Source organism: Streptomyces sp. NPDC091371 (assembly GCF_040684275.1).
Taxonomy (GTDB): Bacteria; Actinomycetota; Actinomycetes; order Streptomycetales; family Streptomycetaceae; genus Streptomyces.
This window is the reverse complement of sequence record NZ_JBFBFP010000040.1, coordinates 64424-76205: the sequence shown is the minus strand read 5'-3', so window position 1 is coordinate 76205 and position 11782 is coordinate 64424. Positions and strand designations below refer to the sequence as shown.

The following is an 11782-nucleotide window of genomic DNA, read 5'->3' as shown; positions in this document are numbered from 1 at the left end:
ACGGCCTGTCAAGGGTGGCCGAAGGCCATCGCGAAGCGACGCGAACGAAGTGAGCGCCCTTTACAGGCCGGCCCGACACGGAAGGACTATGGGACAGACGGGAAACCCCCCGCGCCTTCTCCGATTCCGGCCGGCCGGGACCCCGCTACCCCGCCTCCCCACCCCGCCCCTTGCACCCGCCCCCGCCCCCAAGGCATGCTTCGCCGGGGCAAAGCGGAAGGATCATCATGCCGGTGGACAGGCGGAATGTGGTGACGGTGGTGCTGTGCGCCGTGGCGGCGCTGGGGGCGTCCGCGGCGGTGGCCGAGCTGGTGCCGCCGCCCGAGGGGGCTCCGGCCGCGCGGGCGAAGGCCGCGCCGACCGCTTCACCGACGGCCTCGTCGCGTTCGCAAGCGTTGCCCAAGTCGCAGCTCTCGACCCCGCTGCCCGCGCCCGTCACCCCCAAGCCCGGCGGCCCGGCGGCCTTCACCGGGGCCCTGTTCACGGGCGGCCTGGACGGGGACCACTTCTGCACCGCGACCGTCGTGAGCAGTCCGGGGAAGAACCTCATCGTCACCGCCGGACACTGCCTGCTGGCCGGCGACCAGACGGGTGAGGGCGGGGCGGTCTTCGCACCCGCGTACGCCAACGGGTTCGCTCCGTACGGAACTTGGAAGGTCGAGCGGGTCTTCGAGGACGACCGCTGGGCCGAGGGCACGGACGACGACTACGACCTCGCCTTCGCCCGTCTCGCCCCCGACGACAAGGGGCGCAACATCGAGGACGTGACCGGCGCGGCCGCCCTCGACACCAGCGGGCGCACGGCCGAGGAGGTGACCGTCACCGGCTACCCCGCCGACCGCAAGGTCCCGCGTACCTGCACGGCGGTCACGGTCCGGCTGAGCGACACCGAACAGCGCTTCGACTGCGCCGACTTTCCCGGCGGCACCAGCGGCAGCGCGTGGATCGCCGGCGACGGGAAGATCGTCGGCATCCTCACGGGCGGCGACACCGACGACGTGTCGACCAGCACGGTCCTCGGGGAGTACGCCGCCTCGCTGTACGCCAAGGCGACGGGGAAGGGCTGAAGCCCGGCCCTACGCCAGCAGCCCCAAGTGGACCGGTTCCGCCGGGGCGCCCGCGGCCAGTAGGTCCGGGAGGCGCGGCGGCCAGAGCGGTTCGCCGAGGGTGGCCAGGCGTTCCGCGGAGACCCACTGCCAGTGGATGCCGGGGTACTCCAGGACCGGCTCGCGGTGCGGGCCCCGCGCGAGGTAGATGTGCTCGTGCTGGCGCACCGGAACCCCCTGGTGCGTGAAGTCGTGCTCCCAGGTGCACAGCAGCCGCTCGGGCTCCAGGTCGGTCCACCCGGTCTCCTCGCGCAGCTCGCGCCGTACGCAGTCCTCGGGGCTCTCGCCGGGGTCGATGCCGCCGCCCGGCGGCAGCCAGTGGATGCCCACCTCCACGTTGTCCTCGCGGAAGAGGAACACCGATCCGTCGGGGGAGAGGATGACAACGCGCGCCGCGTGACGTGGAGTTCGCATCGAGCCAGCCTACGCCGGGGGTGGGCGCGGGGGCATCCGGTTTGTCCCCCCTCCCCGCGCATCACCCCCTGCCCCCTACCCCGCCGCCAGTGCCAGCGTCGGCGACAGTCGGGCCGCGCGGACCGCCGGGTAGAGGCCGGCCAGTGTGCCGATCGCCAGGGTGGCCGCGAAGCCGCCGGTCACCGCCCACAGGGGGACTACCCAGGGGAGGTCGCCGACCCGGGCGTAGACCGCTGTGGCCGCGCTGCCCAGGGCGATGCCCGCCAGGCCGCCGAGCCCGGACAGCAGCAGGGACTCCGTCACGAACTGGATCCGGATCTGGCCCTTCGTGCCGCCCAGCGAGCGGCGCAGGCCGATCTCGTGGCGCCGCTCCAGCACCGAGATGATCATGGTGTTGGCGACCCCGACCCCGCCCACCAGCAGGGCGATCCCGCCCAGGCCCAGCAGCAGCGTGCTGAAGGCGCCCTCCGTGGCCGCCTTCGCCTGCAGCGCCGCCGACGGGTCGGTGACCGAGACCGCGCTCGGGGTCTGCGGGTTGGCCGTCGGGGCGATCAGCTTCCTGACCTCCGCCACCCGATCGTCGGCGGAGCGCTCGTACACCGCCGTCGGGTGGCCGTCGAAGCCCAGCAGTTGCTCCGCCGCGTCCCAGCCGATCAGTGCGGACCGCTCGATCTCCGGAGCGAGCGGCACCGGCTCCAGGATGCCGATCACCGTGAAGTACCGGCCGCCGATGAACACCTGCTGCCCCGGCCCGGTGACGCCGAGGCGGCGCGCGGACACGTCGCCGAGCACCACCGCGGGGTAGCGGCCGGTGGCCCCGTTGAGCCAGGTGCCGCGCGCCACGGAGGCCCGCAGGGTGCCCAGCAGATCGTCCTTGGCCGCCTTCAGCACGATCCCGCCGGTCTCCTCCTGCGGGATGTTCTCCGAGCGCCGCACGGAGCGGGGCACGTCACCGGTGGTGCCGACCGACTCGACGCCCGCGATGCGGGAGATCATGCCGGGGGCGTCCTCGGGCAGCTTGGTGTCCTGCCCGCTGAACATCCCCTGGCCGGGCGTCACGACCAGCATGTTGGTGCCGAGCGCGTCGAGTTCGCGCAGCAGTTTGGCCTGGCTGGAGGAGGAGATCCCGACCACCGCGATCATCGTCGCGATGCCGATGGCGATGCCGAGCGCGGACAGGAACACCCGTATCGGGCGGGAGCGCAGGCCGGCCGATCCGACGTGCAGGACGTCCAGGGGGGACAGCCTCGGCGGGGTCAGCCGCCGCGCGCGGGCGCGGGTGCGCGTACCGCTCATGACCGCACCCCCGCCCCGTTCCCGTTCCGTACGTCCGCCACGATCTCCCCGTCCCGGATCCGCACCTGCCGCGGCAGGCTCGCCGCGATCTCGTTGTCGTGGGTGATCACGGCGATGGTGGCCCCCTCCCCGCCCGCGTTCAGCTAGTGCAGCAGCTCCATCACCGACTCCCCGGAGGCCGTGTCCAGCGCGCCCGTCGGCTCGTCGGCCAGCAGCAGGTCGGGCTCGCCGGCCACCGCCCGGGCGATGGCCACGCGCTGCTTCTGCCCGCCGGACAGTTCGTGCGGCCGGTGCTCCATGCGGTCTCCGAGACCTACGCGTTCCAGGGCGCGGGCCGCCCGGCGGCCGCGCTCGGCGCGCGAGAGGCCGGAGTACAGCAGCCCCTCGGCCACGTTCGCCCGGGCGCTGATGCCCGGCACCAGGTGGAAGGACTGGAAGACGAACCCCACGTGCCGGGAGCGCAGTGCCGACAGCGCGCGGTCCGACAGGGCCGCGACGTCGTGGCCGGCGATGCGCACCCCGCCCGCCGTCGGGCGGTCCAGGGTGCCGACGATGTGCAGCAGGGTGGACTTGCCCGAGCCGGACGGGCCGACGATGGCGAGCAGCTCGCCGCCGCGGACGCTCAGGTCGACCCCGCGCAGGGCGGCGACCCCGCCCGGATACTCCTTGGTGACCCCGGTCAGTTCCACGACCGTCTCCGTGCCGCTCACAGCTTGGGGATCCCCACCTGCATGCCCTCCGCGAGGGCGCCGCCGGTCACCTCGACCCGGCCGTTGCCGAACATGCCCAGTTCGACCTTCACTTCGCGGGCCTTGCCGTCTTCCACGACCTGGACGCCGAAGCCGCCGCCAGCGAGCGCGAGCAGGGCGCCCACCGGTACGGAGAGCACGCCCTTGCGGGTCTCGCCGGTCAGGCCGACGCTCAGTGGGGACTGGTCCGGTGCACTGATCTCCGAGGGCTTGTCGAAGGTGACGGACACCTCGACCTTGGCCTTCTTGTCACCGCCGCCCGCGCCCCCACCGCCACCGCCGCCGCCCCCGCCCTCGCTCCCGTCGCCCGGGCCGGCCGTGCCGCCCACGGAGTCGATCTTCCCGGTGGCGGTGGCCCCGCCCGGCAGCCGTACGGTGACCGGCTCGCCGGTCTTCGCCGCGGCCGCCTTCGCCGCCTCAAGCTGGAAGCGGACGATCCGCTCGGTGCCGGTGACCGTGAGCACCGGCTTGCCCGGCCCGGGTTCGTCACCGACCGCCGCGTCGTTCCTGCGCACCCGCTGGGGTCCCGAGGCGAAGGCGACGTCCTCCTTGGCGACCTCGCCCGTCTCCGCCGTCTTGTGCGCCTTCTGCCAGCGCTTGACGGCCGTCGCCGTACCCGCCGTGAACACCGGGTCCTCGGGGTCGAGCCCGGTGCCGTACCCCAGCGCCTGGAGGTTGCGCTTGAGCTGCCGGACGTCCTCGCCCTTGTCACCGGCCTTCAGCGGCCGGTACATCGGCACCGCCCCGTACATCAGCCGCACCGCCCGCCCGTTGACCTCGTAGAGCTTCCCGTCCCGCTCGACCGCCGTGCCCTCGCCCGCGACCCACGTCAGCACGCCCGGCCCGCCAGCGTTCAGCTTGCGCTCCCGCGCGTAGCCGAGGGTGCCCTCCACCTGGAGCCCCGCGCTCAGGTCGCCGCGCTGCACCGCGGCCGTCGCCGGCGGCAGCCCGTCCGCGCGCCGCTCCCGCGCGGCGTCGTCCCGCTGCGGCTGCGCCATGACGGCGTACCCGCCGCCCGATACGGCCAGTACGGCGGCCAGCGCGCCCAGCAGCCACTTGGAGCGGGAGCTCATCGGGCCGCTTCGCACTTCTTCTGGGCTTCCTCGAAGGCCTTCTCCTGGCCCTGGGGTATCTCGATGCCGCTGCGCGCGCCCCCGACGTACTCGGGGTCCTTCAGGGCGACCCCGTTCTCGCGCATGCAGCGGATCCAGGCGAGCTCCTTGTCCTTCTGCTCCTGCGTGGGCTCCTTGCCCGAGCCGGGGCCGCCCATCCCGCACGCCTTCATGGCCTCCTGCATCTTCTGCGGGTCGGCGCCGCCGCCCACCGTCATGCCGCGCGGGTCCTGGCCGGGCTCCGGGTCGGGGGCGTCGATGCCGTGCTCGCGCAGGCACTGGCGCATCTTCACGGCGTTGTCGGCGTCGGTCCCCCCGTTCGACTCCTTCTTCCCGACCGAACCGGAGGAGCCGCCGGAGCCGTCGTCCGTGCAGGCGGTGGCGAGCAGGGCCAGCCCGGTGACGAACGCGGCCGTGGTCATGATCAGGGATCGCTTCATGCTCCGGAGCCTGCGGTGAAAGGGGGTTTCGCTTCCCTCTCGCACCCCCCTTACAACGGCGAAATGCCGACCTCCGGTAAAGAGGGGGCATGCGCGTACTGGTGGTGGAGGACGAGGAATTCCTCCGGGAGATGATCGCCGAGGGCCTGCGCCGCGACGCCCTGGCCGTCGACGAGGCGGGCGACGGGCTGGAGGCGTTGCGCCGGCTGCGCCTGGACGCGTACGACGTCCTCGTCCTCGACCGGGATCTGCCCGGCCTGCACGGCGACGAGGTCTGCCGCCAGCTGGTGCGCGAGCGGCTGCTGACCCGCGTCCTGATGCTGACCGCCTCGGGGACCGTACGCGACCGGGTCGAGGGGCTCGGCCTCGGCGCCGACGACTACCTCACCAAGCCCTTCGCCTACGACGAGCTCCTCGCCCGCGTCCTGGCCCTCGGGCGGCGGACCAGGCCCGCCCTGCCGCCCGTGCTGGAGCGCGCCGGCATCGCCGTCGACACGGCCCGCCGCACCGCCAGCCGCGACGGGCGCCGGCTCGCGCTGTCCCGCAAGGAGTTCGCCGTGCTGGAGGCGCTGCTGCGCGCGGAGGGGGCCGTGGTCAGCAGCGACGACCTGATCGAGCAGGTGTGGGAGCAGGACACCAGCTACTCCACCAACGCCGTCCGCGTCACCCTCAGCAAGCTCCGCGCCAAGCTGGGCGAGCCGCAGCCCATCGAGACGGTGCCGGGCGCCGGCTACCGGATCGGGGCCCCGTGAGCGCGCCCGGGCTGCTGCGCACCGAGCGCGCCCGCCTCACCGCCCTCTACGGTTCGCTGCTGCTCCTCGCGGGCGGCGGCCTGGTGGCGCTGGTCTACGTCCTGGTCGGACAGGGCCTGTACGCGAGCGTCAGCGGGGTCGTCCGCACGGTCAGCCCCGCCTACAGGCTCCCCGTCCCGGGCGAGACGGTCGACGTGGGCCGCAGCCCCGAACCCGCCCGGACGATGGCCCCGGGCGAGACGCCCACCCCCGAGGAGCTCAAGGGGTACGCGTTCACCCAGGACCTCTCGGACGCCGTCACCGACGCCACCCGGCACCGGCTGCTGATGTACTCCCTCCTCGCGCTGGCCGTCTTCGCCGTGCTGTCGATCTGGCTGGCCTGGTGGATGGCGGGCCGGGTGCTGCGCCCCGTCGGCGTGATCACCGAGACCGCGCGCCGCCTGTCCGGGGAGAACCTGCACCAGCGGATCTCCCTCGACGCCCCGCCCGGCGAGCTCAAGGAACTGGCCGACACCTTCGACGCGATGCTGGGGCGGATGGAGCATCTGGTCTCCGCCCAGCGGAGGTTCGCGGCGAACGCGGCGCACGAGCTGCGCACCCCGCTGGCCGTGCAGCGGGCCGCGGCGGAGATCGGGCTGGCAGGGGAGCCGTCGCCGCAGAAGGTGGCCCGGATCCGGGAGCGGTTGATCGGCGTCGCGGATTCCAGTGAGCACCTCGTCGAGTCCCTGCTGCTGCTCGCGGTGTCGCAGGAGGGCCTGGAGCCCGGGTCCACCGGGCCGGTGGACCTGGCGGCGCTGGCCGCGGCGGAGCTCGCGGCCGACCCGCCGCACGCGCTGACCGTCGTACGGACCCTCGCTCCGCTGACGGTGACGGGGGACCGGGCGCTCCTCGGGCACCTGGTCCGGAACCTGTTGACCAATGCAGTTCGTCACAACCGTGCGGGCGGCAGGATCGTCGTCGAGACCTCGTCCGACGGGGAACTGGCGGTGTCCAACACCGGCCCGGTGATCGGTCCGGCGGACGTGCCGAGGCTGCTGGAGCCGTTCCGGCGGCGGGCGGAACGGCAGCACACTGCAGGTGAGGGCGCCGGGTTGGGGCTGTCGATCGTGGCGGCGATCGCGCGGGCGCACGGCGCATCGCTCGCCGCCGAGGCCAATGCGGAGCCGGAGGGCGGGCTGACGGTCCGGGTCCGCTTCCCGTTGCCGGACGGGCAGGGAGCCGTCCGAGGTGCGCCCGGTTCGAAGATCGGCTGATGTACGGTCGGCCCAATGAGCAAGCACCGCCGAGCCCGCTCCCGCACGCCCCGCCCGACGCGCCGTGTGGCGCTGGCGGCTGCCTTCGGCCTGCTGACCTTCGGCGCGGGCTGGGTGTACGCCGTCGCCGAACCGGACGAATCGGACGCCGCGCCCCAGGCCCGGGCGGACTCCCGCCCGCCGAGCGGGGACCGCGCGGCGCGCGACGCCCGCCGGGACGCCCTCCAGGGCCTGACCGGCATCAGCGAGCAGACCCGGGCCAGGATCCCGGCCGAGTCCCGCCAGCTCATCCTGGTCACCGGCAAGGCCAAGGACTCCTCGGAGTCCACCGCCACCCTGTACACCCGCACGGCGGCCGGCGCCGACTGGACCAAGGCCGCCGCCTGGCCGGCCCGCAACGGCGCGAAGGGCTGGTCCACGGAGCGCACCTACGGTGATCTGACCTCCCCGCAGGGCGTCTTCGCGCTGACCGACGCGGGCGGCCTGCTGCCGAAGCCGCCGGGCACGAGGCTCCCGTACGACAAGGACGGCGCGTTCGTCGCGACGGGCCGCGGGGTGAACGGGGAGTCCCTCGCCGGTTCCTTCGACTACGTCGTCGCGATCGACTTCAACCGCAAGCCGGGCACGTCTCCGCTGGACGCCACCAAGCCGGAGGGCGAGCGCAAGGGCGGCAACATCTGGCTCCACGTGGACCACGACGGCCCCTCGCAGGGCTGCGTCGGCATCCCGAAGGAGGCCATGAAGAAGGTCCTGGAGACCCTCGACCCGACGGCGAAGCCGGTCATCGTGATGGGTCCGGAAGGCTTCTGACGGCTTCGGCTTCGGCTTCGGCGTCGCCGTCGGCACCGATGCCCCTGCCCGCCCGGCCGCGGGCCTGGAGCAGCAGTCCGATGTAGGCCAGGTCGAAGACGCTGCACAGGATTCCCAGCGCGAGGATGAACGGCGCGTCCTCGATCACCCCGAACAGCAGGGTCGGGGCCAGGGTGCCGAGCCACTTGGCGACGGCGATGGTCAGGGACTGGCCGCGCGGGCCCCGCCGGGCCGCGAAGAGGCCGATGAACAGGCCGGACATCAGCAGGTTCTGCAGGAACGCCGAGTAGCGCGTGGCGTCGTGCGCCCCGAAGTGGGCGAGGAACAGCCCCTGCACGGCGAAGCCGGTGCCGAACACCAGGACCGCCCACCCCGCGAACATCGGGCGGGTCACGAAGCGCGGCAGCTCGGCCCGCCCGAACCGCAGGTACGTCCAGACGATCACCACGTCGGCCGCCGCCCACACCACGTTCACCACCCCCTGGGGGGAGATCCCGATGGTGAACTCGCGGACCGCGTAGATCGATTCCCAGGCGAAGTTCAGCGCGAGCGCGGCGACGGGCATGGCGTACGTCCGGTCGCGCAGGCCGACCCGGATCGCCTCCACGTACACGATCGTCCAGGCGATCCCGCTGACCAGAGTGAGCATGAGATCCATGCGCGCACCCTAGGGGCGCCGTGCCGAACGGACCAGGGGCGCGACGCGCGGCGCCGCTCACGGCCGGGTTCGGTCCACCCCCTTGCCTGACGGGTCGTCAGCTACGACGATGGCCCGGCACCGATATGACGAATCGGCAGACGAAGGCGAGGCGGGCCCGGCATGGCGCGCGTATTTCCGGAAGGTCGGCTGGTCTACGGGATGCAGCTCCCGGTCCAGTCGCAGAGCACCATCTACGCCGAGCCCTGGGAGGCCGCGGCCGGCGCCGCCGAGCTCGCCGAGGTGGCCCGGGCCGCCGACCGGGCCGGCTTCGGCTACCTGGCCACCTGCGACCACGTGGCCATTCCGCGCCGGCTCGCCGGCCCCATGAGCACCGTCTGGTACGACCCGGTGGCCACCCTGTCCTTCCTCGCCGGGGTCACCGAGCGGGTCCGGCTGCTCAGCCACGTCGCGATCCTCGGCCTGCGCCACCCGCTGATCAGCGCCAAGCAGTACGCCACCCTCGACCACCTCTCGGGCGGCCGGCTGATCCTCGGCGTGGGCGCCGGGCACGTCCAGGAGGAGTTCGAGGTGCTCGGCGTGGACTTCGCCCGCCGCGGCGCCGTCCTCGACGAGACCCTGGACGCGCTGCGGGCGGCGCTGGGCCCCGAGGAGTACCCCGAGTTCGAGGGCGAGCGGTTCTCCTTCAAGGACCTCGGCCAGCTACCCAGCCCCGCGCAGGAGCGGATCCCCGTCTGGGTCGGCGGCTCGTCCCCCGCCGCCGTGCGCCGCGCCGCGGTCCGGGGCGACGGCTGGCTCCCGCAGGGCGACCCGAGGGAGAAGCTCCCCGCGCAGATCGCCCGGATCAAGGAGCTCCGCGCGGAGGCCGGTGTGACCGGCCCCATGGAGTTCGGGGCGATCACCGAGGCCCTGTACGTCGGCGAGCCCGGCTGGGACACCGGCCGCCGCACCCTGACCGGCAAGGCGGAGGCGCTCGCGGAGTCCCTGCGGGAGTACAAGGCCCTCGGCGTGGACCAGATCCAGGTCCGCTTCCGCAGCCGCGACAGCGCCGAACTCGTCGACCAGATCACCGCTTTCGGCGCCGACGTCGCGCCGCACCTCAACGACTAGACGACTGGGAGTACGGCAATGGGCAAGCTGGACGGGCGCGTCGTGATCATCACCGGCGCGGCGCGCGGCCAGGGCGAGCAGGAGGCCCGCCTCTTCGCCGCCGAGGGCGCCAAGGTGCTCCTCGGCGACGTACTGGACGAGCGGGGCGCGGCCGTGGCCAAGGACATAGGCGAGGACCGGGCCCGGTACGTGCGCCTCGACGTGAGCCGCGAGGAGGACTGGGCGGCCGCGGTCGCCGCCGCGAAGGAGGCCTTCGGCCCGGTCAACGGCCTGGTCAACAACGCGGGCATCCTGCGCTTCAACGAGCTGACCGCGACCCCGCTGGAGGAGTTCCAGCAGGTGGTGCAGGTCAACCAGGTGGGCGCCTTCCTCGGGATCAAGTCGGTGGCCCCCGAGATCGAGGCGGCCGGCGGCGGGACGATCGTCAACACGTCCTCGTACACGGGCCTGACGGGCATGGCGTACGTCGGCACGTATGCGGCGACCAAGGCGGCCATCCTGGGGCTGACCCGGGTGGCCGCGCTGGAGCTGGCAGCCAAGGGGATCCGGGTCAACGCGATGTGCCCGGGCGCCGTGGACACCGCGATGGCCACCCCCGGCAACACGGACCCGGCGGACCTGCCCCAGGAGGCCCGCGACGCCATGGCGGAGCTCTACCAGCGCGTGGTGCCGATGGGTCGGGTGGGGCAGCCGGAGGAGATCGCCAAGCTGGCCCTCTTCCTGACCGCCGACGACTCCTCCTACATCACCGGCCAGCCCTTCGTCATCGACGGCGGCTGGATGGCGGGCGTCAGCATCCTCTGACGGCGGTCCGGGCCTATCTGATGGAGCGTCAGGTATTGACGCTCCCACCTCCGGATGGAACAGTCGGGACATCAAATCTGACGCAACGTCAGAAACCAAAGGACGGTGAACCCCCTTGGAATTCGGGCTCTTTGTGCAGGGATACGTGCCTGAGGCGCGGTCCAAGGTCGACCCCGAGGCAGAGCACAAGGCGCTGTTGGAGGAGACCGAGTACGTCATCCAGGCCGACAAGTGCGGCTTCAAGTACGCCTGGGCCTCCGAGCACCACTTCCTGGAGGAGTACTCGCACCTGTCGGCGAACGAGGTGTTCCTCGGGTACCTCGCCTCCGCCACCGAGCGCATCCACCTCGGCTCCGGCATCTTCAACCCGCTCGCCCCGGTCAACCACCCGGTCAAGGTGGCCGAAAAGGTCACCATGCTCGACCACCTCTCCAAGGGCCGCTTCGAATTCGGCACCGGCCGCGGCGCGGGCAGCCACGAGATCCTCGGCTTCCTCCCGGGCATCGAGGACATGAACGGCACCAAGGAGATCTGGGAGGAGACCATCGCGGAGTTCCCCAAGATGTTCCTCCAGGAGGAATACGAGGGGTTCCAGGGCAAGCACTGGTCGCTCCCGCCGCGGAAGGTCTTCCCCAAGCCGTACGGGAAGGCACACCCGGCCATGTGGTACGCGGCCGGCTCCCCGTCCTCCTACGCCATGGCGGCGAAGAAGGGCCTCGGCGTGCTGGGCTTCAGCGTGCAGAAGGTCTCCGACATGGAGTGGGTCCTCGACCAGTACAAGACGGCCATCCAGGAGGCGAAGGCGATCGGCGCCTTCGTCAACGACAACGTGATGGTCACCTCGACCGCGATCTGCGCCGAGACGCACGAGAAGGCCGTCGAGATCGCCGTCAACGCCAACATGAACCGCTTCCAGTCGCTGGTCTTCCGCTACCACGACACCTTCCCGCGGCCGGAGGCCATCCCGCAGTGGCCCGAGACCCTGCCGGAGTACAACGCGGAGATCATCGAGCTCCTGATCGCCGAGGAGCTGCTGATCTGCGGTGACCCGTCCGAGGTCCGCGCCCAGTGCAAGCGCTGGGAGCAGGCCGGGGCGGACCAGCTGTCCTTCGGCCTGCCGACCGGAGTCTCGTACGAGGACACGATGACCACGATCAAGCTGATCGGCGAGCACGTGATCCCGCACATCGACACGGACCCGGTCCACCGCACGACCCGCTTCCGCCAGTCCGCCTAGCCGCCTGCGGCGGGCCCCAGTACGGGGCGGCGTCTTCCCGG

At 72.6% G+C, this 11782-nt stretch carries 12 protein-coding genes and 1 pseudogene; 7 read left to right on the top strand and 6 right to left on the bottom strand.

The genetic code is table 11. The annotated features are described in order from the left end of the window. The first annotated feature begins 233 nt into the window (after positions 1-233). Positions 234-1067 carry a trypsin-like serine protease gene (locus AB0O21_RS31470; protein WP_365176416.1) on the top strand — a complete coding sequence of 278 codons (834 nt, stop codon included), beginning with the start codon at positions 234-236 and terminating at the stop codon, positions 1065-1067. Between the two features lie 9 nt (positions 1068-1076). Here AB0O21_RS31470 and AB0O21_RS31465 read toward each other — a convergent pair whose 3' ends face one another. The 5 genes and pseudogenes from AB0O21_RS31465 to AB0O21_RS31445 all read right to left on the bottom strand — a co-directional run bounded on the left by AB0O21_RS31465 (position 1077) and on the right by AB0O21_RS31445 (position 5117). Further along, positions 1077-1520 (bottom strand): NUDIX domain-containing protein, encoded by a 444-nt coding sequence (locus AB0O21_RS31465; protein ID WP_365176414.1) that lies wholly within the window; start codon positions 1518-1520, stop codon positions 1077-1079. Positions 1521-1595: 75 nt separating this feature from the next. Beyond that, positions 1596-2816 carry an ABC transporter permease gene (locus tag AB0O21_RS31460; RefSeq protein ID WP_365176412.1) on the bottom strand — a complete coding sequence of 407 codons (1221 nt, stop codon included), beginning with the start codon at positions 2814-2816 and terminating at the stop codon, positions 1596-1598. Then, positions 2813-3526 (bottom strand): annotated as a pseudogene (locus AB0O21_RS31455) (ABC transporter ATP-binding protein). Before AB0O21_RS31455 ends, AB0O21_RS31460 begins: the two are co-directional and overlap by 4 nt. Continuing rightward, positions 3523-4638, bottom strand: a complete 1116-nt coding sequence (locus AB0O21_RS31450) for a peptidoglycan-binding protein (protein WP_365176410.1) — start codon at positions 4636-4638, stop codon at positions 3523-3525. Before AB0O21_RS31450 ends, AB0O21_RS31455 begins: the two are co-directional and overlap by 4 nt. After that, positions 4635-5117, bottom strand: a complete 483-nt coding sequence (locus tag AB0O21_RS31445; protein WP_365176408.1) for a hypothetical protein — start codon at positions 5115-5117, stop codon at positions 4635-4637. Before AB0O21_RS31445 ends, AB0O21_RS31450 begins: the two co-directional genes overlap by 4 nt. A gap of 89 nt (positions 5118-5206) precedes the next feature. On the opposite strand from AB0O21_RS31445, the gene AB0O21_RS31440 reads away from it, so the two are divergent. The 3 genes from AB0O21_RS31440 to AB0O21_RS31430 are packed head-to-tail and all read left to right on the top strand — an operon-like array spanning position 5207 to position 7932. Continuing rightward, a complete protein-coding gene (locus tag AB0O21_RS31440) occupies positions 5207-5869 on the top strand; it encodes a response regulator transcription factor (protein ID WP_365176406.1) in 663 nt (220 codons plus the stop codon). Beyond that, positions 5866-7122: an ATP-binding protein gene (locus AB0O21_RS31435; RefSeq protein WP_365176404.1), complete on the top strand. Its 1257-nt coding sequence runs from the start codon at positions 5866-5868 to the stop codon at positions 7120-7122. The genes AB0O21_RS31440 and AB0O21_RS31435 overlap by 4 nt, the downstream gene beginning before the upstream one ends. Before the next feature lie 15 nt (positions 7123-7137). Next, complete coding sequence (locus AB0O21_RS31430; RefSeq protein ID WP_365176402.1) at positions 7138-7932, top strand: hypothetical protein; 795 nt, start codon at positions 7138-7140, stop codon at positions 7930-7932. Here the strand turns inward: AB0O21_RS31430 and AB0O21_RS31425 are convergent. Beyond that, the gene (locus AB0O21_RS31425; RefSeq protein ID WP_365176400.1) at positions 7904-8590 is read right to left on the bottom strand and encodes a hypothetical protein; all 687 of its coding nucleotides are present in this window, start codon (positions 8588-8590) and stop codon (positions 7904-7906) included. The genes AB0O21_RS31430 and AB0O21_RS31425 overlap by 29 nt on opposite strands. A gap of 162 nt (positions 8591-8752) precedes the next feature. Here AB0O21_RS31425 and AB0O21_RS31420 point away from each other — a divergent pair, with 162 nt between their 5' ends. From AB0O21_RS31420 to AB0O21_RS31410, 3 genes are all read left to right on the top strand, one after another. Then, entirely contained in the window at positions 8753-9700 is a 948-nt protein-coding gene (locus AB0O21_RS31420; RefSeq protein WP_365176398.1) for an LLM class F420-dependent oxidoreductase, read from the top strand. A gap of 18 nt (positions 9701-9718) precedes the next feature. Beyond that, a complete protein-coding gene (locus AB0O21_RS31415; RefSeq protein WP_365176396.1) occupies positions 9719-10504 on the top strand; it encodes a glucose 1-dehydrogenase in 786 nt (261 codons plus the stop codon). A gap of 115 nt (positions 10505-10619) precedes the next feature. Further along, positions 10620-11741: an LLM class flavin-dependent oxidoreductase gene (locus tag AB0O21_RS31410; protein WP_365176394.1), complete on the top strand. Its 1122-nt coding sequence runs from the start codon at positions 10620-10622 to the stop codon at positions 11739-11741. The last annotated feature ends 41 nt before the right edge of the window (positions 11742-11782 follow it).

Excerpts from the sequence above, each read along its gene's own strand:
- AB0O21_RS31420 (WP_365176398.1), top strand. The coding sequence starts at position 8,753 with ATGGCGCGCGTATTTCCGGAAGGTCGGCTGGTCTACGGGATGCAGCTC.
- AB0O21_RS31425 (WP_365176400.1), bottom strand. The coding sequence starts at position 8,590 with ATGGATCTCATGCTCACTCTGGTCAGCGGGATCGCCTGGACGATCGTG.
- AB0O21_RS31460 (WP_365176412.1), bottom strand. The coding sequence starts at position 2,816 with ATGAGCGGTACGCGCACCCGCGCCCGCGCGCGGCGGCTGACCCCGCCG.
- AB0O21_RS31465 (WP_365176414.1), bottom strand. The coding sequence starts at position 1,520 with ATGCGAACTCCACGTCACGCGGCGCGCGTTGTCATCCTCTCCCCCGAC.
- AB0O21_RS31430 (WP_365176402.1), top strand. The coding sequence starts at position 7,138 with ATGAGCAAGCACCGCCGAGCCCGCTCCCGCACGCCCCGCCCGACGCGC.
- AB0O21_RS31440 (WP_365176406.1), top strand. The coding sequence starts at position 5,207 with ATGCGCGTACTGGTGGTGGAGGACGAGGAATTCCTCCGGGAGATGATC.
- AB0O21_RS31445 (WP_365176408.1), bottom strand. The coding sequence starts at position 5,117 with ATGAAGCGATCCCTGATCATGACCACGGCCGCGTTCGTCACCGGGCTG.
- AB0O21_RS31415 (WP_365176396.1), top strand. The coding sequence starts at position 9,719 with ATGGGCAAGCTGGACGGGCGCGTCGTGATCATCACCGGCGCGGCGCGC.
- AB0O21_RS31450 (WP_365176410.1), bottom strand. The coding sequence starts at position 4,638 with ATGAGCTCCCGCTCCAAGTGGCTGCTGGGCGCGCTGGCCGCCGTACTG.